The sequence below is a fragment of the Streptococcus suis genome, assembly GCF_016775005.1.
In the GTDB taxonomy this organism is placed as follows: Bacteria; Bacillota; Bacilli; order Lactobacillales; family Streptococcaceae; genus Streptococcus; species Streptococcus suivaginalis.
In genome coordinates, this window is record NZ_JAEUXI010000001.1 from 162,270 (window position 1) to 186,039 (window position 23,770).

The following is a 23,770-nucleotide window of genomic DNA, read 5'->3' on the forward strand; positions in this document are numbered from 1 at the left end:
ATTCATTACACAAATCTCTCCTAGCCAGATGTCAAAATTCACCTTTCTAATGAAGATGATTTTGATAAATAGAGTGTGATAAAGGTATGTTTTTCAAACTTTCAGTTGAATTCTACCTAACCATTCTTCCATTACCAAAAAAAAAACGCTACCTTTCCAAAACTGATAGGATAGCGTATCAACATAAATGGTCTGAAATGACCATTCATTTATCTAAACAATAAAATAGACAAGAGGGCCAAGATGGCTGGTCCTCCTTGTTTCAAGAGGATGGATGGGCTGGATGTCGCTGCTCCGTAACCTGCAGCGCCAATCACAAAGAGGACAAAAATAGTTGTAATTTCAAGATTGCCTGTGATGATGCCATACAGAAGGAAAAGGGCTAGGAGACCATTATAGATTCCCTGATTTTTAAGCAGGGTGGAAACAGACTTACGGGACAATTCCTCCTGACTCATGTTAAAGGTCTTGCCTGTCTTCTCCGACTGCGTCGCGATAGTTTCCAGATAGAAGATAAAAAGATGTTCAAGGGCAACGATTGTTGCTAGGATAGTAGTAAAAATTGACATGAGGGTACTCCATTTCTATTGGTTGATTTGGGCAAAAGGCAGAGCTTCTAAGCCAATGACCAGTTTGTGCAAGAGCCGATCCAACTGAGCGCTTTCTTCAGCAGTTAAGATGGTCTCCATAGCAGTCTTGACTGCCACATGATGCTGAGGCGGTGCTGTGACCAAGTCCGCAATTGCTTGCTGAGTCGGCTCTACCACCATCTCTCTTTTGTTGTCTGGATTTTGCTTACGACTGATGTAGCCAGCTTCTTCCAAGATCTTCAGATGTCTGGTAACTGCTGCGCGATCAATCTGCAAAGCCTCCTGCAAATCTTGTTGCGAACAAGGGGCTTGATCCAGCAAGCTCATCAGCAACTGATAGCGGGTCAGACTAATGCCCAACTGCTTTTCAAACAGATTGGTGATGGTCTCATCTGCTAACTTGACCTGGTAGAGCAAATTGTTCATTGAACTCATAGCTTCCTCCTTTTTGTTGATTTATCAACTGTTGATAAATCAATTATAGCATCTTTCGGAGAATATGCAAGGATTTTGCCCAAAGCTAGTTAAAAAAATTTCATCCATTTGATTTTTTGCTATAATAAGTCTAGAAAATGAGAGGAGAATCCTATGAATGCACAGCCTCCACTAAATCAAGCTATTGATGTGCTCATGTTGGCTGGTGCCATCCTATCCGAAAGCGGGGCTGAAATCCACCGTGTCGAAGACACCATGATTCGTATCGCCCACTCGCAAGGTATTCAGCATGCCAATGTTTTAGCCATCCCTGCAGCCATCTTTTTCTCAATTGACCATACCAACATCTCACGGATGAAACGGATAGTAGAGCCCAAGCACGATATGCAAAAGGTCTGCCAGGTCAACCAGGTCTCACGGTCACTTGTGGAGGGGGAAATTAGTTTGGATCAGGCTTTGGATCAGCTGAATGTGATTAAAAACCAACCCCTCCCCTATACTGCTCTTCAAATAACTGTGGCTGCTGTCATAGCAGCCCCCTTCTTTACCCTAATGTTTGGAGGCAGCTTGCTTGAGGCTCTAGCGACTGCCTTAGCAACACTCTTGGCCTTTCCTTTTTCCAGATGGATTCACCATCTTATCCGTATTGAGTTTGTATCCAGTTTTGCTGGTGCCCTTGTCTTTTCCCTTTTTGCCTATTGGTTGGGCCAGGCCTTTCCACTCCACTTTAATCCCAATATGATCAATGCTGGAGCTGTTATGCCTTTTGTACCGGGGATTGCCTTTACCAACGCTGTCCGGGACTTGATGACCAACCATATCAACACTGGGATGACAAAGATTTTTCAAACCCTTCTTCTTATCTTATCACTGGGTGCAGGCACTGCTGTCGCTTTACTGATTGTGGGGTAAATCATGGATAGTTTCTTTTTTCTCTTACAGGCTTTGGCTAGCTACATTGCCATTGCAGCCTTTCTTGTTGTTTTAAATGTTCAAAAACAGATGCTCATCCCGGGTGGTTTGCTGGGCATGTTGGTCTGGTTGATCTATCTCAGTTTGGAAGGACCGACAAATGCGGTCATCGCAACTTTTACTGCTGCAATTGTTGGCTCCTGCATCAGCCAAATCATGAGTATTGTCCTCAAAACACCGTCGGTCATTTTTTCTCTGGCAATCTTGGCTCCTCTGGTTCCTGGCTACCGGGCCTACATGACGACGACTTACTTCGTATCTGGCGAGCATGCTACTGCCTTGGTCAATGTCACGACAGTTATCACTCTTTCCTTGGTCATCCCAATCGGCATGGCCAGCGGTACCGTCCTTCTCAGGCTTTACAAGTATATGAAGCTCCGCTATTCCACCTAAGGAAAAACAGGAAATGCTCCTTGAAAACAAGGAGCATTTTTGTTATCATGTTAGGATACAAAGGAGGGGTTATGAATCAACAAGTTAAAAATCTAAAGCTGGCGGAACGAGGGGCGATTATCTCCATCCTGACTTATCTGCTTTTGTCTGGTCTTAAACTGTCAGCCGGAACCATTTTTCACTCCGATGCCCTGACGGCAGATGCCTTTAATAATATCTCGGATATTGTGGGAAATGTCGCAGTCCTGATTGGCCTGCGAATGGCCCAGAAACCTGCGGATACCGACCATAAGTTTGGCCATTGGAAAATGGAAGATTTGGCTAGTCTGATTACATCCTTCATCATGTTTGTCGTTGGTTTTCAGGTCCTCCATTCAACCATCCTCAAATTGCTGAGCGATGAAGTGGTTGAGATTGATATGATGGGGGCGGTAGTTGGAATTTTCTCAGCCATCGTCATGATTGGAGTTTATTTCTACAATCGAAATTTAGCCCGCAAGGTTCATTCTAAGGCGCTGGAAGCAGCTGCCAAGGATAATTTATCTGATGCTGTTACCTCTGTCGGTACTTCTGTCGCTGTTTTTGCGGCCGCCCTTAACTTTCCAATCATTGATAAGATTGCAGCTATTGTCATCACTTTCTTTATCTTAAAAACTGCCTATGATATTTTCATGGAAAGCTTCTTCACTCTCTCCGATGGCTTTGACGAGGAACTTCTCCACAAGTATGAAGAAGATATTCTCAAACTGCCTAAGGTCGTAGCAGTCAAATCCCAACGCGGTCGGACCTACGGTGCCAATATCTATCTGGATATTGTGTTGGAAATGAATCCTGATCTATCCGTCTATGAAAGCCATGAGATTACCGAGCAGGTCGAGCAACTGCTGACACTCAAGCATGGAGTCTTCGATGTGGATATTCATGTGGAGCCATCTGAAATCCCCCACGATGAAATCTATGAGCACGTCTTTGACAAGCTCTATCGCTTTGAGTCCGAAATCCAAGCCCATGAAAAAGGCTATGAAGACCTGATTGATGAAGACTATCTCTTGATTGACGCAAAGGGTCGCTACCATAACAAGGAAGAGATGCTCCTTGCCCACCCTGTTCAATCCACCTACCTCTCCAATTACCAGATGACTTCTGTCAGTCAAAAGTCCAAGCTGGTTACCTTTGAAATCGGGGACTACGTCCACACTTCCCTCTGGCGACGCCATGAAAGATGGACTGTCGTCTTCCACCAGATTTCTAAAAAACAAGACGAAAAAACTTCTCAACCAGACTAGGTTGAGAAGTATTTTTTATTATGCAACAACTGCCACAATCTCCGCAATCAAGGCTTGGTCGGTCACACCTGTCACCTCGGATACAACTTCTGGCAGGGATTTTTCTTGCAGGAGAGTTTGGAGTTGCACAGACTGCTCATCTGTTTCATCCTTGTAGCCAAAGATATAGCTGACAGTCGCAAGGAGGTTGTCATAGGACAAGCCACGCTCACGGAGTTCACGGATTGGACGGATAAAGCGTTCGTCATAACCGAGCTTACGGATTGGCGTCCGAGCCACACGGGCAATGTCATCTACGATATATGGATTTTCGAAGCGGCTGATGATGACCTTATGGTAGTCCACCAAGGCTTGCTCGTCAAAGCCCCATTTGGCGATCAAGAGGCTACGGATTTCCGCCAGAACAGCTTCCACCTTGCTTTTCACCTCTGGATTTTGCAGGGCCTCTAGAATCGTTGTCGCCCCAAAGTGAGCTCCTGTATAGGCAGAGGTCGCATGACCTGAGTTGACAGAGAAGAGTTTGCGTTCGATGAAAGGCTCCAAATCCGCTTCATAGTGAACACCTTCCAGCTTCAAGTCTGGATTTTTCATGCCTTGGGTTTCCACCACCCACTCGTTGAAGGGCTCTACCACGACGAACAATGGGTCCTCATGACTTTGAGCGGGAACGATGCGGTCCACGGCTGCATTTGGGAAACCAACAAACTCCGCTGCGTAAGCCAAACCTTCTTCTGACAGGTGTTTTTTGACTTCTTCGTAAAGAAAGGCAGAGCCACCAATCATGTTTTCACAGGCCAAGACATCAAGCGGTTGGGTATTGCCTGCTTGACGACGGGCTTCAATCCCTTCAGCGACCAAGCCAGCAATGAAAGGCAGGATATTTGGCCCAATGGCTGTCGTCACCAAGTCAGCTGTAGCAAGAGCTGCGACAACTTCTTCAGGATTTTGACGATTGTTGATCCCACGCACCCCTGAAACTGCGATGTGGCGTTGGCCTTCTTCTGCAATCTCAATCTCGTAAGCATGACGCTGGTTCAAGGCATCAATAATCGTTTCATTAACATCAACAAAGGCAATCTCAAAGCCATTTTCAAAGAGAATTTCCCCGATAAAGCCACGTCCGATATTGCCTGCTCCAAAGTGAACTGCTTGTTTCATCTTTTCACCTCGCTTATCCTACACTGTTCAACAGGGTGATGACTTCTTCTTCAGACTGAGCATCTGCCAATTTGACCACATTATCCACATCTGCACAGAAGATAGAGATTTTTTGAATGATATCCAAATGCTCATCGCCCACACCTGCAATGCCAAAGAGGACTGTCGCAATCTTTGGATCTTCTTCTGTCCCAAAGTTAACACCTGCAGGCACTTGCACGATGGTAATCCCTGATGACAGAACTTCCTTTTTAGCCGCATCCGTACCGTGAGGAATGGCGATGAAATTGCCCATATAAACAGAAAGCTCTTCATTTCGTTCAATCATAGCTTCGATATAGGCTTCATTGACATGGCCTGCAGCTACCAGCTGTTGACCACAGTAGCGAATCGCATCTTCTTTGTTGGCAAAAGTTTGGTTTAATTTGATAAGTTTGTGTTGAATTTCCATGTTAATTCTCCAATTTCTTGATTTTTTCGTTAAAAATAGAGTGCAATAACTGGTAGATAATTTCTTGGTTACCAGTTCGGTAAATTTCTGTATAGAGTTTGTTTTCAATGATGGACTGGCTGATGGCAGTCATCAGTTCTCTGACCTCATCCTGTTCTTCTGGACTAGTCATCATAACTAAGACCCGTCTGACCTCTTCCCACTCGTGATTCATCGACAAGGCCTGCACAGGCTGACTTAGTTCAATGATATGAAATTGACTTCTTTCCACCTGTCTAGACTGGGTATGGATCAGGGCAAGATTAGTCTGCGGAATCGCCAAAGGGCTAGCTTGAAATCGATCCAAGAGTTTTTGGGTCAAATAGTCAGCATCCAACAAACCATCTAATGTTGCCACGATGACTCCAACCGACTCTTCAAAGGAAGCTGGATTGTCCAAAAGAGTCAAACTAAATTCTTTTAGCAAGCGACTACTGGCTTCTAGGTAGCGCTGCAAGTCATACTGATAAGAAATGTGTACAGACTCTCGAACCTGAACCGTCCTATTTTCTTGGATAGACTGCAAGGTTTCTTGCAAATCCAAAATTTCCTCTGTCGATGGAAAGGTCGAAATCAAGGCCAAGTCCAAATGAGGAAGCGGTTTTGTGGTCAAACAATAGTCAAATTGCTGCCAATCAACTGTAGCCAAATCCGAACTACTTTTTACCGCAATCCACTCCACAAACGGCGCAATGTTTTTGATTTTTGAAACCAAGACACTGGTTGTCAAGGGTCTTTCATCCGTTACCAGCAGGATTCGAATAGGATAAATATCCGGACTCCGCCGCAAACTGGAAGCAAAATGCAAGGTGACCAATTCATACTCATATTCATTCTGAATATAGTCTGGAAAGATGTCCTGCATGACCTGGCTGACCAAGCGATGCAAGAAGGGATTTTTCTGGGTCGCCAAGTAGGCAATATTGCTCGTCGCAAAATCTGGATAGAGAATGGGGACTGCCAAACTCAGTCGGATATGATTAAAGAGCATTGGAAAGAGCAAGGAATCCTTGATGAAGTCAATCTTAGTAAAGCGAGAAACCGTGTCCACCAATTGGGAAATATTGTAATAGAAACGACTGTCAAATGCTTCTCGAAAAAGAGGAACTTGCTGGCGTTTGATTACCAGCTCGTCCAAGACCCTAGCATAAAAGATAATCTCCTGAATGGAATAATAGGTCTTGGTTTGCTTAGCCAGTTCTGTAAACACTTTTTGCGAAAAATCCAAGGCATCTTTGGACACTGACATACTATCTTCCAGATTACCATGGTTGTCCGCCAGTGCCAACAAACTAATCAAGACCTGCCTCATCTTGGGATCTAATTCTCCCAGATGAGCCTGTAAACCTTCAAAGGCAGATCGACTGGCAGCCACTCGCTCCACCACTAAAACAGGGAAGTCTGTATAGGCATCTTGCCAAAATTCCTGAACAGAGATGGCATTGGCGAGGAGAATTGCTAAGAGCCGTCTTTTCTGAGCAACTGACCCTTCCAAGGCATAGCCTTTCTGACGATTAAGGTTAAGCCCGAAGTCCATCAGGCGCTTTTCAATGGTCGCAATATCCTGGATGACCGTCACATTTGAAACCAGAAACTGCTCTTGGAAGGCTTCATTGGTAATGGGTTCCTGCTTGGTCAATAATTGATAAGACATCTGCAGCAGGCGTTGGTTGGCTGTAAAACCATCCTGCGATTCCAAATCCTCTAGGAGGGACACATTGCCCACTAGATAGTATTTCTTACCTTCCTTGACCAGCTCAATTCCCTTTTCTTCCAAAGCTAGACCCAAATCAGACAAAGTTCGATAGACCGTTCTAGAGGAAACTTGCAGGATTTCTGCCATTTCTTTCAACGAAAGCTTCCCTACCTGGAGGAAAGCTTTCATCAGTTGTTCTTCACGTTTTGTTAATAGCATAGATTCATTATACTACATTGTTGAAAAAATTACTTGTGCATACGTGCAACAATCTTATCATATTCCGGCGTTGTCACCAAGCTATCCACCACCAAGAGCTGAGCGTTTGGTGCAGCTTGTTGAACTTCTGCCTGTTGGGCAATAGTTGTGACAATCAGAATGTTTTTAGCATTGTGTTCTGCCAATTTTTCATAAGGAACAGTCGCAACTGGAATGCCGATGCCCTTGTTCTTGAAAATCGCACTCAGGGTTGCTTGCCCCATAGTCGCAGAGCCTTGGGATTGGCCGTAGGCAAAAACTACTTCATCAATGTAGTTCAAATCAATTTCAGCTTGGTTTGCTTCTTCTGAGACTCGAGCTGCAACTGCAACAGTAGGTTGTCCAAGCAATTTAGCAACGATTTCATCGTATTTTGGAGAAGTTAGGAAGTTGTCAACAGCGACATGAATAGCACGTGGCGTCCGTTGAGCTGCACGATCTGCCAATTCTTGCTGGGTCACAATCAGGGTTTGCTCAGTATCTTGCAAGTTTGCGATTGCCTTGTTGGTGACTGGAATATCCAAGCCAGCTTTTTTGACTTTTTCGCGAAGGAGAGAAGCTCCCATTGCAGAGCTACCCATACCAGCATCACAAGCGAAGATGATTTGTTTAACTGAGTTTGCTGAGATTTCTGCAGCGACTGTTTCGACCACTTGGCCTTTTGCAACAGCCTTAGCAGCTTTTGTTGCAGCCTGTGCTGCTTCCAATGACTCACCTTCTGACTTGTCAGCTTTCAAGATGATAGCCGCAACTAGGAAGGAAGCAAGAGCACCTGCAAGAACACCAGCAAATACAGCCAAGGCATTTCCAAATGTATTATCTCCTTTTGGCAACATCAAGGTAATCGCAATGATTGAACCTGGAGAAGCTGCACCAGCAAGACCCGCACCTAAAGTTTGGAATACAAGAGTACCAGATACACCACCTGCGATTGCAGCAAGGAAGAGAGCTGGTTTCATCAATACGTATGGGAAGTAGATTTCATGGATACCACCCAAGAAGTGAATAACCATTGCACCCAATGAAGAAGACTTTGCAGAGCCTTTTCCGAAGAAGGCATAGGCAAGCAAGATACCAAGACCTGGTCCAGGGTTTGCTTCCAAGAGGAAGAGAACAGACTTACCAGCTTCCAAAACTTGCTCTGTTCCAAGTGGTGTAAAGATACCGTGGTTGAGGGCGTTGTTCAGGAAGAGAACTTTAGCAGGCTCAATGATGATGTTAGCAAGTGGCAAGAGTTTCATATCAACGATTGCTTGTACTGCATCGCCAACCACTCCAGTCATGCTTTCAACGAATGGACCAACAACTTTGAAGGTCATCAACATCAAGACAAAACCAATCAAACCAGCTGAGAAGTTGTTGACCAACATTTCCAAACCTGGACGGATTTTTGGCTGAATCGCTTGGTCAAATTTCTTGATAACCCAAGCACCGAAAGGACCAACAATCATGGCACCGATGAACATTGGAACGCTAGATCCTGCAATCACACCCATGGTCAAGATTGCACCCATAACACCACCACGTTGGCCGTAAACATTGTAACCACCTGTATAACCAATCAAAAGTGGTAAGAGATAGGTAATCATCGGACCAACAATAGTTGCAAAGGTTTCATTTGGCAACCAACCTGTTGGAATAAAGAGTGAGGTCAATACACCCCAAGCGATAAAGGCACCAATATTGGGCATGACCATGTTAGACAGTGTTGTCCCCAGCTTTTGAAGACGAACACGGATTGAAGAATTTTCCATAATATTTTTCCTCCTGTTATTGTAATTTTATTATACAAGAAGCCCTGACTCAGCAAAACTCAAATCTTGTCACAAAAATTGTGACAAAAAAACAACGAATCCCTTTTGGACTCGTTGTCTTATTTTTTCATTTAGTTTTTTACAGCATCTGTTGCTACGTCATCACCAAACCAAGTATTTGAAATTTCTTGGAAGCGACCTTCTGCGTAGAGTTCTTTAAAGGCTGCGTTGATTTTTTCTACCAAAGTCGTGTCTGACTTGCGGGCCCCAACGGCAAAAGCTTCATCTTCGTAACCTGCATCAATGATGTTGTAGTCAGAAATAATGCCTTCTTGTTGCAAGTAATAGTTGGCATAGACACGGTCAATCAAGAGACCGTCAATACGATCGTTTTTCAAATCAATCAAGGCTTCGTTAAAGGTTGCATACTGGGTCGCATCATTACCAGAAACAATATCTTTCAAAATAGCTGTTTGTGATTCGAAGACGGAGTAACCGGAAGAACCAGCTTGAGCTCCTAAAATCTTACCTTCCATGCCAGCCACACTATCAATACCTGATGATTTCTTGGTTACCAAGACTTGTTGGTTATCCATGTAGGCGTCTGTGAACAGGACCTTCTCTTGGCGCTCTGCAGTCACAGAGTAACCATTCCAAATCAGGTCAATATTGCCATTTTTAAGCTCAGTTTCCTTCAAATCCCAGTCAATCGGCTGCCACTCAATTGCGATGCCATATTTTTCAAAAACAGCTGTCGCAAGGTCAATATCAAAACCAGTGTAGCTACCATCCGTCGCTTCAAAGCCCATTGGAACAAAGGTCTTGTCAAAGCCAATTGTGATGGTCTTTTCTTCTTCATAAGTTGCCCAGTTATCTTGGCTTGTTGTTGAAGAAGAGCTGCACGCAGCAAGTGTTAAAGAAGAAACAAAAGCAAGTGTTCCGAGGAGTAGATTTTTCATTTTCATAGTCGATTATCCTATTCTAGTGTTTGGGTTCAATCTTGATAATCTCATCCGCAATATTTTCCGCAAACTGCATATCATGAGTCACTACGATCTGAGTAACACCCGTCTCACGGTTCTGCAAGATAAGATTCTCCACTTCTCTCCTCAACTCAGGGTCCAAAGCCGAAGTCGGCTCATCATAGCCAATGATTTCTGGATCAATCATCATGGCACGCGCTAGCGCCACACGTTGCTTTTGACCACCAGAGAGAGAAAATGGATAGGCGTCTGCATGCTGGGCCAAACCCAGCTTCTCAAGTAGTTTTCGGGCCTTGTCTTCCGCCTCTTGACGCGGCATATCCTGCGTTTTCACAGGAGATAGGACCAAATTTTCCAAAACAGACAAGTGAGGGAAAAGCTGGAAGTCCTGAAAGACAAAGCCCAGCAGATGTCGTTTTCCCAACTCCTCAACAGGCAGTTCCTGCCCATTGTAGATAAGAGTCCCCTCATCGATTGATTCCAAGCCAGCAAGCATACGGAGAAGCGTTGTTTTTCCTCCTCCAGACTGACCAACAATGGCGATAATCTTTCCTTCTGGAATCACCAAATCATAGTTGGAGAAAATTTGTTTGTTATCAAAGCGTTTCGAAAGATTGCGAAGTTCTAACATCTCTTCTCCTCCTATTTATAGTAATCAAATTTCTTTTCAATTTGTTTCGAAGCTAGAGTCACAGCCCCAATCATAAGCAGGTAGATAGCACCTGCGATAAACATTGGCGCCAAGCTGGCATCACGGTTGGCAGCCGTTCGACTAGCCAACAAGAGATCACTTACGCCCAAGGCATAGACCAGAGAAGTATCTTTTACCAAGGTGATCACTTCATTAAACACGCTCGGAAGAACGATTTTGACAACCTGTGGTAAGACGATAAAACGAATGGTCTGAAATGGTGTAAACTTCAAGACTTTTGCAGCTTCATATTGACCCGCAGGAATGGCTTCAATTCCTCCTCTAAAAATCTCAGAGAAATAAGCTGCGTAGTTCAAAGTAAAGGCGATGATGACCGATGGCATCCGATCAAAGGTCACTCCAACACTTGGCAAGACATAATAAATAAAAATCAATTGCAAGAGCAAGGGAGTGCCTCGCATAATCAACACATAGAACTGCAAGAACCAGCGTAAGGGAGTAAACTTCATTTGCATCAGGAAGGCCAAGACAGCTCCCAAGGGAAGAGACAAGACCAAGACAAATACAAACACTTGTAAGGATACCAAAGCCCCATCTAACAGGCTAGGTAAAATTTCAAAAATGTAAGACATAGTCCCTCCTCTTGTGATAGTTAGATACTAGTATATCAAAATTCCTCTTAGAAAACAAAGGATTATTCAGAATTTTTAATAAATTTCAGCATTTTTTTGCAATTTTCACGAAAAAAGGACTGGGTTGCCCCAAATCCTTTCATTTTTATTCAACCGTAACCGCTTTTGCCAAGTTACGAGGCTTATCGACATCCAAACCACGTTGGAAGGAAGCATAGTAGGCAATCAACTGTGTTGGGATAACCATGGAGATAGGTGACAAGAATGAATGCACCTTGTTGACCACGATATCATCACCTTCACGATCCAAGCCCTCTTCCACCATAATCAAGGTATTGGCACCACGAGAGACAACCTCTGCAATGTTACCGCGGGTGTGAGCTGCAACTTTTTCATTGGCAGAAAGCAGAGCAATTACTGGAGTACCGTCTTCAATCAAGGAGATGGTTCCGTGTTTCAATTCTCCAGCCGCAAAGCCTTCTGTCTGAATATAAGAGATTTCTTTCAACTTAAGAGCCGCTTCAAGTGTCACATAGTAGTCATTGCCACGGCCGATATAGAAAGCATTGCGAGTCGTTGCCAAGAGTTTTTCAACCTTTTCAGCAATCAAGTCTTTCTCAGAAAGAGTCGCTTCGATAGACTGGGCAACAATTGACAATTCATGTACCAAATCAAAGTCGATTGCCTCTTGCTTGCCATTGGCTTCACCAACTGCCTTAGACAAGAAAGCAAGAGCTGCTATCTGAGCCGTGTAAGCCTTGGTTGAGGCAACAGCAATCTCAGGACCAGCATGGAGCAACATTGTATAAGTCGCTTCACGTGAAAGGGTTGAACCAGGAACGTTTGTAATAGTCAAACTTGGAATGCCCAATTCATTGGCACGCACCAAGACCTGACGGCTATCCGCAGTTTCACCTGACTGGGTCAAGAGGATAAAGAGTGGCTTCTTGCTGAGGATTGGTAAGTGGTATGCCCACTCAGATGCCACCCCCAATTCAACAGGGGTATCTGTCAAGGCTTCAATCATGTTCTTAGAGGCGAAACCTGCATTGTAAGAAGTCCCTGCCGCCAAGATGTAAATACGGTCAGCATCCTGAACGGCTTTCACAATCGCAGAATCAACCGTCATCTTACCGTCCGCATCTGCATAGGTTGAAATCAATTTACGCATAACGGTTGGTTGCTCGTCGATCTCCTTGAGCATGTAGAACGGATAAGTTCCCTTACCGATGTCTGACAAGTCAAGCTCAGCCGTATAGCTACCGCGTTCAATGACATTGCCCTCGTAGTCTGTCACTTGAACGCTATCTTTGGTCACGATAACCAATTCTTTGTCGTGGATTTCCATGTATTCACTGGTTTCACGAATCATCGCCATAGCATCTGAGCAGACCATGTTGTAACCATCGCCCAAACCAATCAAAAGTGGAGATTTGTTTTTGGCAACGTAAATCGTATCAGGATTTTCGGCATCAATCAAGGCAAAGGCATAGGAACCTTGGATGATATGAAGAGCTTTTTTGAAGGCTTCCAATACAGACAAGCCATCTTCTTCAACAAATTTGCCGATCAAGTGTACAGCGATTTCCGTATCTGTTTGACCCTTGAAATCATGACCAGCCAAGTAGTCATTTTTCATCTCAAGGTAGTTTTCAATCACGCCATTGTGAACAAGGACGAAACGACCTGTTTGTGAGGTATGTGGGTGAGCATTATCCTCAGTTGGTTTGCCGTGAGTTGCCCAGCGAGTATGACCAATTCCTGTTGTACCCTCGGTCGTATCTCCCACTTTTGCAGACAGCTCTGCAATGCGTCCAACAGCCTTAACCAAGTGGGACTGGTCGCCACCAGTTACGAAAATACCTGCTGAATCATAGCCACGGTATTCTAATTTTTCAAGTCCTTGAATCAAAATATCAGTTGCGTTTGCATTTCCTACAACACCAACGATTCCACACATACAGTTCACCTTCAATTTCCAGAGAAATTGAACTTTCTTACATTTTTCTTAAAATTGGTATAGTCAACTCTATCTTCTAAAAGAGCGATAAACATAGTATATACAAACATTTGTCATCTGTCAATCAAAAAATTGGTCTAGTCAACTTCAGATGTTTTTTCAACAAAAAAATACCGATTGCTCGGTATTATTGTTGGACAATTCCAGTATCGATAAAACCAAATTCAGATAAGGGACTGAGACGGAAGGTCAGCCGCCCCACAACCTGGTCTTGTGCAATCAGACCAAATGTTCGGCTATCATCAAGGTTGGTTCTGTCATCATTGAGAATGAGATAGTGCTTGGCAGGAATAGCTTGGTACTCCCCATTGGTCAGGGTTGCGATTGAAAAATCTTGTGTATAGTATTCTTGGAAATGGCTGCCAGACAGGTAAGCCTCTTCTACGACTGCTTCATTGCGGTAAAAGACATCATCCATGTAAGTCACGGTATCATTTTCTTTGGCAATGAGTCGCCCGACATATTCTTTATTGTCCACCTTGTAAAGGACAAAGTCTCCATAGCTCAGATCAGCGTCCTTGACAGCGACAATCAAATCTTTTTCTTTCAAATACGCGTTGGCCATCGATGATTGAATGGTCACAGGCTCAAAGAAATAAAAACGAACAGCCAGTAAACCACACAAAAGAGAAGCCAGTAAAATCACATTCTTGATTAAATCTCTTTTTACCATAAAATCTCCTTATACTGCTTACTAGTATAGCATATTTCAGCCACAAAACGAAACTTTCAGCATGGCTTAGGAGGTGATTTTCCGATAAACTTCATCAGCCAACAATTGATTGCCAAGTGGGGTCAAATGCAAGCCGTCACTATAATATTCAGCATGTCCTTCTGTCAAGGGATAAAAGTTGATCCATTCCAGACCATATTCTTCAGCCAAACGGGGAATCATCTCTTGTAGGACCGTCTTGATAATCTCGTTGTTCAAACCGAAACGACTGGTCGGAACATAGGGTGGCACCATGACAATGACATCCGGTTGGCTATCCAAGTTCAGGTAGGTTTCAATCATTTGACGGTATTCCTGTTCAAATCGCTCCTGATTCCAATAAGGTGCTCGGCTATCATTGCTACCAATCATTATCAAGACCAGATCTGGTTGATAGTCTAGGGATAATTGGGCATTTTTTTCTTTGAAATAAGGATAGTCAGCCGTTGATTGCAAGGAACGGCCGCTAAGACCAAAATTCGCCACTTGATAGGCATGCCCCAACCTCTCAGCTAAAATGCAAGGGTAGGCATGATTGAGGCGGTCCTCCAGTCCATAGCCATAGGTCAAACTATCGCCAACTGTCGCAATGCGAATGGATCCTGACCCGACTGTCAGAACCTCTGGATACATAATATCAGACATAATTTCTCCTTTTTTCTATTGTATCATGCACAAAAAAATAAATAAACCCAAGCGAATTTGTGATATAATGAACATTATGAAGAAAGAAATTATCATTATCGGTGGAGGCATTGTTGGCTCCACAGCAGCCTATTACTTATCCAAATCCCCTGATCTGTCCATTCGCTTAGTTGATGAAGGCATCGGTACTGCAACAAGGGCGGCAGCTGGCATTATCTGCCCCTGGATGGCCCAGAAGAAAAACAAAGACTGGTATCGTCTAACCTCCTCAGGGGCCAGTTTTTATCGACAACTGATGGCAGATTTAAGAGCAGATGGCATCAATGACTTGCCCTTCCAGGTGACTGGAACCATCGGCCTAAAGAGTCGGAAGGACTTGATTGAAAAAGTCGAGAAAATTGCCCTGGATAGACGTGAAGATGCTCCTGTCATTGGTCAGATTCAGCAACTGGAAAAAGAGGAACTTCTGGGCTACCTCCCGCTTTTAAAGGATGAATTTTTCGGTCTTCATCTAGAAGGCGGTGGACGAGTGGATGGTGGTAAACTCTTGGATATCCTCCACCAACAATTTCTTGAAAATGGTGGGCAAATCTTCCGTCAAAAAGTTGGTTTGAAGGATGAACAGACTGTCTTAGTTGGTCAAGAAGAATGGAAAGCCGACCATATCCTCCTAACTGCAGGTGCATGGTTACCCGATTTATTGGAACCAATTGGCTACCAAGTGGATGTCCGCCCACAAAAGGGACAACTCTTTGAATTGGACACACACTTTGACACTGAAAATTGGCCAGTCTGCATGCCTTATGGTGAAATTGATATCTTGCCATTTTCTCAAGGACGTATCATCGTTGGTGCAACTCATGAAGATGATATGGGCTATGACCTCGAACTAGATCACGATAAAATCCAGGCCATGCGTGACCGCTCTCAGGAATTCATGCCCCAATTAGCAGATTTTCCAATCGCTCGCACCCGCATCGGTACCCGCGCCTATACTTCAACCTACTCGCCATTCTATGGACAAGTCGCTGATCAGGACCATCTCTGGGTAACAAGTGGACTCGGTTCAACCGGCCTGACCAACGGTCCTTATATCGGTTGGCAAATTGCGATGGAAATTCTTGGAAAAGAAACAAACTTCGACAGAACTGCCTACACACCAGACAACTACATCACAAAAGTCAAGAACTGATCTTGGCTTTTCTTTTTACTTCAAACTGCCCCAAAACAAAAAAGAAAACCTATTGAACAAGGCAGAAACGTTGCTACAATAGGCTTTTTTCTTATAAATTATTTTACAGTGCGAACACGCATTGTGTTTGTTGAACCAGCAACACCAACTGGGACACCAGCTACAATGATAATGTCATCACCAGCTTCAACCAAGCCTTGCTCTTTAGCAACGCGCTCAGCCAATTCAAACATATCATCAGTTGATTCAGGTTTTTCAGTCACAACTGGAATGACACCCCAGTTCAACATCAATGATTTTTGAACTTTTTCAGTGAAGGTTACTGCCAAGATGTCTGAATCTGGACGGTATTTAGAAATAGCACGTGCTGAGTAACCAGTTTCAGTAACTGTTACAACCAACTTGATGTTCATTGAGTGACAAGCGTCTTTTACTGCAGATGCAATAACTTCTGTTTTAGATGCACGGTTAAAGTGATCAGAGTTCAAACGACCATATTCATTAAGAAGAGTCTGTGCGTTTTTAGCGATAGTTGCCATTGTACGAACTGATTCAACTGGATATTTACCGTTTGCAGACTCACCTGAAAGCATTGTTGCATCAGTACCGTCGATAACTGCGTTGAATACGTCTGATACTTCTGAACGAGTTGCACGTGGTTTTTCAGTCATTGTTTCCAACATGTTTGTTGCTGTGATAACTGCTTTACCAGCTGCATTCACTTTAGTGATAATCATTTTTTGGTAAACTGGAACCATTTCAAATGGTACTTCGATACCCATGTCCCCACGAGCAATCATGATACCATCAGCTGCTTCGATGATTTCATCGATGTTGTCGATACCTTGTTGGTTTTCGATTTTCGCAAACAATTGAACATGATCGTTACCAGTTTCTTTACAGATGTTACGAACAACTTCAACGTCTTTTGCAGTACGTACAAATGAGATTGCGATGAAGTTCAAACCTTGCTCCAAACCAAAGCGGATGTCCGCATTATCACGGTCTGCAAGTGCTGGGAAAGGAATTTTAGTGTAAGGAATGTTCACACCTTTTTGTTTTGCGATAACGCCATCGTTTTCAACCAAAACAACAAACTCACGATTTACAGCATCTTTTTCAACAACAGTCAAGCCAAGTTTACCGTCGTCAACAAGGATTTGTTTACCAACTTCAACATCATCAAAGACATCCAAACCACCTGCAACGTTCAAAGCAATCACTTCTTTTGTTGATTTAATACCTTGTTTTGTTGCAACACGTAATTTGTCACCAGTTGAGTAAGCGTACTCTTTTGCATCGTCTTCAAACAATTCTGTACGGATTTCTGGACCTTTTGTATCCAACAAGAAACCAACTTTTTTACCAGCGATTTCTTCTGCACGACGTACAGTTGCCATACGGTCACCTTGCTCTTGGTGATCACCGTGTGAGAAGTTGAAACGGAAAACGTTAGCACCTTCTGTAATCAAGGCAGCAATTTTCTGTGCTGATGCTTCAACATCCAATTTTTCACCCCAGTAACCATCGTCACCGAATTTTTTACCGCCACGGATTTCTACCGCAGGACCAAGGGTTGCAACAATTTTTACACGTTTGTTCATCTTAACAAAACTCCTTTATATTTTACTGGTCTTATGACCCTAGAAACGAATGATGTGCTCTGATTAGAAAGAAATTTCTCTGTTCAATGTAGCAAGACCCAAGTCTGCCTTGTGTGGGTTGTTGACAATAATCTTGCCATCTTCTGCCAAACTGAACAATGCGCCTTCTTCAGCAGTTCCAAGGATTGGGTTTTCAACCATTTGCTCATTGCGGATACCAACAGCAAGACCACCGCGGCCTTCTTTGAGCAATTTAACAGCGTGTGCACCCATACGAGATGCCAAGACACGGTCACGAGCAGTTGGTGAACCACCACGTTGAATGTGACCAAGTTCTGTTACACGAAGATCGCTCACATCACCTGCTGCTTTCAATTCTTCAGCGAATTTAGCAACTGGCATCACACCTTCAGCCAAGACAACGATACTGTGCTTCTTGCCTGTTTCGTAACCTTGTTTGATTTTTGCAACAACATCTTTGATGTCGAATCCTTCTTCTGGGACGACAATCACATCTGCACCTGCAGCAATTCCTGACCAAAGTGCGATATCACCAGCATGGCGACCCATTACTTCGATAACAAAAGTACGGCGGTGACTGGATGATGTATCGCGAATTTTATCGATGGCATCCATAGCAGTTGTCACAGCTGTGTCAAAACCGATTGTGAAGTCCGTACCAACGATGTCGTTATCGATTGTACCAGGAACACCAACAGCTGGGAAGCCATGTTCCGTCAAACGCATTGCACCGTGGTATGAACCATCACCACCGATAACAACGACGCCTTCAATGCCATGTTTTTTCAACTGCTCAATCCCTTTCAGTTGGCCTTCCAACTGAGCAAATTCTGGGTAACGAGCAGAACCTAGGAAAGTACCACCACGAGAGATGATGTCTCCAACTGATCGAATTGTCAACGGTTGGATTTTCCCAGCTACCATACCTGCGTAGCCTTCGCTAATCCCGTAAACTTCCATTCCTTCTGAAATTGCTTGGCGAACAACTGCACGAATAGCAGCATTCATACCAGGGGCATCTCCGCCACTAGTCAAAACACCAATACGCTTCATTTCATTTGCTCCTTTTATTTTCAAATTAACTGCCTTATTATAACACACTTAGAGCGAACTTGCTTGACTTTTTGCGATTTTTTACCGAAAAACCGTTTTCATCACATAGTCAGCCAATTCTGCTTCTAAATCTAGTGTTTTTTGGACATAGATTCCCTGTAATTGAAGGGTCCGATTTTGATCTTGATAATGGACAATGACTGGAATTGTCCCTGGATATTTTTTCAAGATACGGGCAATTTGCTGATCAAAAGATGAGCCTGCTAACTGCAACCAACATTTTTCTAAACTAGCTGGTTGGATGTGTTCTACAACCAATTGTAGCTTGTCATCCCGCTCCTGTACTTTTCCACTAATATACAGCAAGGCGCCAGTTGTTAAAAAATGGCCAAATTGTTGAAAGGCTTCTGGAAAGATAGTCACTTCTAGACGATCTTTGGTATCAGAAACCTGAAGGAAGGCCATCTGCTGCCCAGATTTTTTCGTGCGAATAACTCGAACAGATAGGACCTCGACGAGGATGGTCGCACGGTTGCCTACTAGCAAATCCGACAGGCTATCAAGTTTGAAAGAGCTGGCTTTTCGAATAGAGACCAAGGGATGGGGGCTGATTCCAACACCAAGCAAGGCCTGCTCCATCTCAAACTTTTCACTGTCTGAATAATCATCTGATTCTATCCATCTGTAGGATTCTTCTGCAAAAAAGGAGCCAAAGGCTTCTGCAAAAACAAAGAGATTATCCAAATTTTCTACTATTTTCTTACGGTTGGGTTCCAAATCATCAAATAAGCCCAGCTGAATAATCGGCAACAAGAGATCTTTTTTCTGATAGTTTGCTGGCAGACGGAGGATAAAATCTTCTACTGAATGGAAGGGACGAGCCTCCATCAACCAAAGGGAGAAATCCTTGGCAAGACCCTTGATTTGTTTCAAGCCCAGGTGAATCTGCCCATTTGCGATTTTATCATGATAGGGTATGGTGTTGAGGGTGGGCTTGGCGAGTTTGAAGTCCATTTGCAAAGCATCTGTAATGTAAGAACTGCTAGAATCATTCAACATCACATCAAAGAAAACATCTGAATAGTGGGTTTTAAAATAAGCCATCTGAAAAGCTAAGGCCGAATAGGCATAGGCATGGCTACGGTTGAAACCATATCCTGCAAATTTAGCCATCATAGCAAAAATGTCCTTGGCTTTTTCCTCGTCATGCCCCTTAGAACGAGCTCCCATCACAAAGGCTTCTTCCATGGCTTGCATCTCTTTGGCGTTTTTCTTTGACATGGCCCTCCGTAGCAAGTCAGCTTTTCCAAGAGAAAAACCTGCATAGACTTGGGCAATCTGCATTACTTGCTCTTGGTAGAGCATGATGCCGTAGGTTGGCTGTAAGATGGGTGCAATCGATGGATCAAGCAAATCCACTGCTTCTTTACCGTGCTTTCGTTTGACAAAGTTTTCAGAATAATCGCTGGCCCCTGGTCGATTGAGACTAGTTGTCGCAACAATTTCTTCAAAGCGATTGGGTTTGACCCGTTTCAAGAGACTGATGGCGCCAGGTTGTTCAAATTGAAAAATCCCCTTGGTCTTACCAGCTGCAAAGAGTGCCAGCGTTGCTGGGTCTTCTAAGTCAATACTTGCAATATCAATCTCTTTTCCATAGCGATCTGCCACTTTTTCTGCCATTTTTTGAACAAAGGTCAAATTCCGAAGCCCCAAAAAGTCCATCTTCAACAAACCATTGGCTTCAACTGCGTGCGCATCGTACTGGGTGATGAGCATGTCCTCTCCAGCTTTTAGAGGAATAGTGTCGGTCAGGTCTTGGTCACTCATCACAAGGCCTGCTGCATGAATGGAGGTTTGGCGTGGTTGACCTTCAATTTGTTGGGCAATGGCAAATGCTTTTTGATACTCCAGTTTGCTGTTAATCAGCTGACGAAATGAGGCATTCCCCTGATAGGCTGACGACAAATTATCTCTGAATGAGATTTTTTTAGTCAAGGCAGATAATTCATATTCCGGTGTTCCAAAACGCTTAAAGACATCGCGAATGGCCTGCTTAGCTCCAAAGGTTGAGAAAGTCACAATCTGCGCAGCATGCATGGTTCCGTAGCGGTCACGAACATAACGAATAAAGTCTCCACGGTGAATATCTGGAATATCAATATCAATATCCGGCATGGTGTAGCGTTCGCTGTTTAAGAATCGTTCAAAGAGTAGGTGATGGCGAACTGGATCGATACCTGTAATGTTTAAAGCATAGGCTACCAAGCTTCCAACAGCTGACCCCCGTCCCATTCCCATATAATAGCCTTGACTGCGACCAAACCGCAACAAATCCCAAACAATCAGGAAATAATCATCAAAGCCCATCTCATGAATGACACTTAATTCGTGCACCAAACGTTTCTGATAGTCTGGTAGCCAAAGGTCCTTGTTTCTCAGCCCTGCTTCTGCCTTCTCACGCAGTTCTTCAACTGCTGGTCTTTCCCTATTGAAGCGTGGCAATTTCAAGCTAGCATCAATCTCATAGGCAAGACCTTTGACCAACTGATCTAAATTCTCTAAAGCACTTGGAAAACGTTGGGCAAAGGCCTGTCTGATTGAACGAGCCTCTACTAAAGACTGGTTTCTAGCCAAATCCTCTACTTGATTGAGCGTCAGATTGTCTCGGATGGCATGCAGAACCTGTAAGGCTTCAATTTGCTGACTGGAAAAATAACGAACCTGATGGAGGGGAATCAGAGGACGACCAAACTCCTTCTGGGGTGTATCCAAAGAAACTCCGATATAAAAATCACATCCCAAGTCTAGCCGTTCAACACCTGGAAAATAGGGCACAATAAGTGCAAGATCTTCTAAGTGCCAATCGGATAACTGCAAGACCTCTTGCCCCATCATACTAGCCGTCGATAATTTCATCAACTGTTGGTAACCCTTGGTTGAAAGAGCCAAAAAGAGAATGGTCAACTTGTCCTGCTCTTCCTCCAGTCTCCACTCCATCTCACATCCAATCAAGGGTTGCAGACCGACTTTTTGACAGCATTCAAGAAAATGAAAGGCACCATACAGGTTTTGTTTATCCATCATTCCAATGGACTGATATCCGAGTTCCTTTGCTTTTTCGACATAGGCCTCAATGGTCACCATACTATCCATAAAACTATAAACGGTTTTGGTATCTAGCTGGGCAAACATGGCATCCTCCTTCATTCATTTCTTCTATTATATCAAAAATTAAATCAATAAACTTTTTAAACAAAATACTTGCATTTTATTTCATGTTGTTGTATTATGTATATAGAACAAAGATACAGGTGAGCAATTGCCTAGAAAGGAAACAGTATGGCCTGGAAATTCGACAATAATGTCCCCATCTATATTCAGATAACCAATACCATAAAACTTCAGATTGTTACCAACCAACTCAAACCTGGTGATAAGTTACCGACCGTCCGTGATTTGGCAGAAACTGCTGGTGTCAATCCCAATACTGTACAGCGGGCCTTGTCCGATTTAGAAAGCGAGGGCTTCGTATACTCTGTTCGTACAACAGGACGTTTTGTAACCGACAATCTTGAATTGATCCAAGAAACCCGCCTAGCCTTAGCCCAAACAGAACTGGAAAATTTTGTAACCAACATGGTTGATTTAGGCTTTGGTCAAGACCAATTGGTACAGCAGTTGGACGACTATTTGAAAGGAGATTTAAATGAATAACACAAACCTTACACTTTTGGAATTTCAACAAGTTTCCAAATCTTACGGTGGCGTTGTAGCTCTGAACAATGTAAACTTCAAACTTTCTGCTGGAAAAATTATCGGACTCTTGGGTCCAAACGGTTCTGGTAAAACGACACTAATCAAGCTTTTGAACGGCTTATTACAGCCTGAGTATGGTCAAATCCTGATCAATGGCCGCACCCCTTCTCCTGAGACCAAGGCTATGGTGTCCTATCTCCCAGATACGACCTACTTGGACGAAAATATGAAGGTCATCGAGGCAGTTGAATTGTTTAAAGATTTTTATGCAGATTTTGACCAAGCGCGTGCCCTTCATCTTTTAGAAGATTTGCAGATTAACCTAGCCAGTCGTATGAAACACCTCTCCAAAGGAAACAAGGAAAAGGTGCAACTCATCTTGGTTATGAGCCGTCAAGCACAACTATACGTCTTAGACGAACCAATCGGCGGAGTCGATCCTGCGGCGCGTGATTACATTTTGAAAACAATCGTGAGCAACTATTCTCCGACTGCTTCTGTCATCATCTCAACCCACTTGATTTCTGATATCGAATCCATCTTGGATGAAGTCATTTTTTTGCAGAATGGTAGCATCGTCCGACAAGGCAATGTTGATGACCTCCGTATTGATTCTGGTCAATCAATTGATGAACTCTTCCGTTCAGATTTCAAGGCTTAGAGGAAAGGAAAAGATATGTTTGCAAAACTGTTAAAATATGAATTTAAATCCGTCGGAAAATGGTACCTGGCTTTGTACGCCCTGGTCTTAGCCATTGCCATTGTCGTTGGTTTCTGGTTACGTTCCAATGTCATCCGTGCAGAAACGAGTGAAATCAGTAATGCAGAAGCAACCCTTTTGGGCTTTGTCATGTTTGCCTTTGCTGCCATCCTCATTACCATCGGAATTTCGACACTCTTTTTGATTGTCAATCGCTTCCGCCACAACATTTATGGTCGCCAGGGCTATCTTACCATGACCCTGCCTGTTTCAGCCCATCATTTGATTTTGTCAAAATTGGTCACAGCCCTCTTATGGAGCTTGCTAGCAGCTATTGTTGCAATCTTGAGCCTCTTGGTTGCCTTCAGTATTTCAGGGATTGATGAGTTCTTTGGTGCCTATACATTTGTAACAGAATTAACAGATATTCCAAGTATTCTACAATATGGATTTGCCCAATTTGTTTCTACTGTTCACTCAATTTTACTAATTTACTTCTCTATCTCCATCGGCCAATTGTTTAAAGACTACCGCACCTTGATGGCCTTCATTGCCTACTTCTCCATTTCATCTATCGTAGGCATCATCAGTTCCCTCTTCTACCTCTCAGAATTGGAAACACTCTATGGTTCTAGCTTTTCTATCTTGCCGAATCCAATTCTCACATTCCTCTCCATCTTACTAGCTTTTGGCTACTATTTTGGAACCCACTATATTATGAGTAAGAAACTCAATTTACAGTAAGAAAAAAAGCTCCAGGACCACTCG

22 protein-coding genes are annotated in these 23,770 nt (G+C 43.5%); 7 read left to right on the top strand and 15 right to left on the bottom strand.

Annotation, left to right across the window (positions count from 1 at the left end; translation table 11 throughout):
* Nucleotides 1–209 precede the first annotated feature (209 nt).
* On the bottom strand, nt 210–569 hold the full coding sequence (locus JNG37_RS00690; protein WP_158454607.1) for a DUF1304 domain-containing protein: 360 nt from the start codon (nt 567–569) through the stop codon (nt 210–212).
* 15 nt (nt 570–584) lie between these two features.
* Nucleotides 585–1,025 (bottom strand): MarR family winged helix-turn-helix transcriptional regulator, encoded by a 441-nt coding sequence (locus JNG37_RS00695; RefSeq protein ID WP_158454605.1) that lies wholly within the window; start codon nt 1,023–1,025, stop codon nt 585–587.
* Nucleotides 1,026–1,178: 153 nt separating this feature from the next.
* Here JNG37_RS00695 and JNG37_RS00700 point away from each other — a divergent pair, with 153 nt between their 5' ends.
* From JNG37_RS00700 to JNG37_RS00710, 3 genes are all read left to right on the top strand, one after another.
* Entirely contained in the window at nt 1,179–1,937 is a 759-nt protein-coding gene (locus JNG37_RS00700; RefSeq protein ID WP_238336212.1) for a threonine/serine exporter family protein, read from the top strand.
* 3 nt (nt 1,938–1,940) lie between these two features.
* A complete protein-coding gene (locus JNG37_RS00705; protein ID WP_158454603.1) occupies nt 1,941–2,390 on the top strand; it encodes a threonine/serine exporter family protein in 450 nt (149 codons plus the stop codon).
* Nucleotides 2,391–2,461: 71 nt separating this feature from the next.
* Nucleotides 2,462–3,676, top strand: a complete 1,215-nt coding sequence (locus JNG37_RS00710; protein ID WP_158454601.1) for a cation diffusion facilitator family transporter — start codon at nt 2,462–2,464, stop codon at nt 3,674–3,676.
* A gap of 18 nt (nt 3,677–3,694) precedes the next feature.
* Here JNG37_RS00710 and JNG37_RS00715 read toward each other — a convergent pair whose 3' ends face one another.
* From JNG37_RS00715 to JNG37_RS00760, 10 genes are all read right to left on the bottom strand, one after another.
* Entirely contained in the window at nt 3,695–4,834 is a 1,140-nt protein-coding gene (locus JNG37_RS00715) for a mannitol-1-phosphate 5-dehydrogenase (RefSeq protein ID WP_158454599.1), read from the bottom strand.
* 13 nt (nt 4,835–4,847) lie between these two features.
* A complete protein-coding gene (locus JNG37_RS00720; protein ID WP_158454597.1) occupies nt 4,848–5,285 on the bottom strand; it encodes a PTS sugar transporter subunit IIA in 438 nt (145 codons plus the stop codon).
* Nucleotide 5,286: 1 nt separating this feature from the next.
* The gene (locus JNG37_RS00725; RefSeq protein WP_158454595.1) at nt 5,287–7,239 is read right to left on the bottom strand and encodes a BglG family transcription antiterminator; all 1,953 of its coding nucleotides are present in this window, start codon (nt 7,237–7,239) and stop codon (nt 5,287–5,289) included.
* A 29-nt stretch (nt 7,240–7,268) separates the two neighbouring features.
* The gene (locus JNG37_RS00730) at nt 7,269–9,032 is read right to left on the bottom strand and encodes a PTS mannitol transporter subunit IICB (protein WP_187321587.1); all 1,764 of its coding nucleotides are present in this window, start codon (nt 9,030–9,032) and stop codon (nt 7,269–7,271) included.
* Nucleotides 9,033–9,163: 131 nt separating this feature from the next.
* Nucleotides 9,164–9,997, bottom strand: coding sequence for an amino acid ABC transporter substrate-binding protein (locus tag JNG37_RS00735; RefSeq protein WP_158454591.1), 834 nt, complete (start codon nt 9,995–9,997; stop codon nt 9,164–9,166).
* Nucleotides 9,998–10,013: 16 nt separating this feature from the next.
* Nucleotides 10,014–10,646 carry an amino acid ABC transporter ATP-binding protein gene (locus JNG37_RS00740; RefSeq protein WP_158454589.1) on the bottom strand — a complete coding sequence of 211 codons (633 nt, stop codon included), beginning with the start codon at nt 10,644–10,646 and terminating at the stop codon, nt 10,014–10,016.
* An 11-nt stretch (nt 10,647–10,657) separates the two neighbouring features.
* Entirely contained in the window at nt 10,658–11,299 is a 642-nt protein-coding gene (locus JNG37_RS00745; protein ID WP_158454587.1) for an amino acid ABC transporter permease, read from the bottom strand.
* A 145-nt stretch (nt 11,300–11,444) separates the two neighbouring features.
* A complete protein-coding gene (glmS, locus tag JNG37_RS00750; RefSeq protein WP_158454585.1) occupies nt 11,445–13,259 on the bottom strand; it encodes a glutamine--fructose-6-phosphate transaminase (isomerizing) in 1,815 nt (604 codons plus the stop codon).
* A gap of 187 nt (nt 13,260–13,446) precedes the next feature.
* A complete protein-coding gene (lepB, locus tag JNG37_RS00755) occupies nt 13,447–13,992 on the bottom strand; it encodes a signal peptidase I (protein ID WP_158454583.1) in 546 nt (181 codons plus the stop codon).
* A 66-nt stretch (nt 13,993–14,058) separates the two neighbouring features.
* The gene (locus JNG37_RS00760) at nt 14,059–14,676 is read right to left on the bottom strand and encodes a DUF459 domain-containing protein (RefSeq protein WP_158454581.1); all 618 of its coding nucleotides are present in this window, start codon (nt 14,674–14,676) and stop codon (nt 14,059–14,061) included.
* A 76-nt stretch (nt 14,677–14,752) separates the two neighbouring features.
* Between JNG37_RS00760 and JNG37_RS00765 the strand changes: the two genes are divergently transcribed.
* Entirely contained in the window at nt 14,753–15,868 is a 1,116-nt protein-coding gene (locus tag JNG37_RS00765; protein ID WP_158454579.1) for an NAD(P)/FAD-dependent oxidoreductase, read from the top strand.
* A gap of 98 nt (nt 15,869–15,966) precedes the next feature.
* Here the strand turns inward: JNG37_RS00765 and pyk are convergent, their stop codons facing one another.
* The 3 genes from pyk to JNG37_RS00780 form a co-directional block, all read right to left on the bottom strand.
* Nucleotides 15,967–17,472 (bottom strand): pyruvate kinase, encoded by a 1,506-nt coding sequence (pyk, locus tag JNG37_RS00770; RefSeq protein WP_158454577.1) that lies wholly within the window; start codon nt 17,470–17,472, stop codon nt 15,967–15,969.
* A gap of 63 nt (nt 17,473–17,535) precedes the next feature.
* Complete coding sequence (gene pfkA / locus JNG37_RS00775; RefSeq protein ID WP_158454575.1) at nt 17,536–18,546, bottom strand: 6-phosphofructokinase; 1,011 nt, start codon at nt 18,544–18,546, stop codon at nt 17,536–17,538.
* Nucleotides 18,547–18,627: 81 nt separating this feature from the next.
* Entirely contained in the window at nt 18,628–21,738 is a 3,111-nt protein-coding gene (locus JNG37_RS00780) for a DNA polymerase III subunit alpha (protein WP_158455312.1), read from the bottom strand.
* Between the two features lie 147 nt (nt 21,739–21,885).
* On the opposite strand from JNG37_RS00780, the gene JNG37_RS00785 reads away from it, so the two are divergent.
* The 3 genes from JNG37_RS00785 to JNG37_RS00795 are packed head-to-tail and all read left to right on the top strand — an operon-like array spanning nt 21,886 to nt 23,746.
* Nucleotides 21,886–22,260: a GntR family transcriptional regulator gene (locus tag JNG37_RS00785; RefSeq protein ID WP_158454573.1), complete on the top strand. Its 375-nt coding sequence runs from the start codon at nt 21,886–21,888 to the stop codon at nt 22,258–22,260.
* The gene (locus tag JNG37_RS00790) at nt 22,253–22,963 is read left to right on the top strand and encodes an ABC transporter ATP-binding protein (protein WP_158454571.1); all 711 of its coding nucleotides are present in this window, start codon (nt 22,253–22,255) and stop codon (nt 22,961–22,963) included. The genes JNG37_RS00785 and JNG37_RS00790 overlap by 8 nt, the downstream gene beginning before the upstream one ends.
* Nucleotides 22,964–22,978: 15 nt before the next feature.
* Complete coding sequence (locus tag JNG37_RS00795) at nt 22,979–23,746, top strand: ABC transporter permease (RefSeq protein WP_158454569.1); 768 nt, start codon at nt 22,979–22,981, stop codon at nt 23,744–23,746.
* The last annotated feature ends 24 nt before the right edge of the window (nt 23,747–23,770 follow it).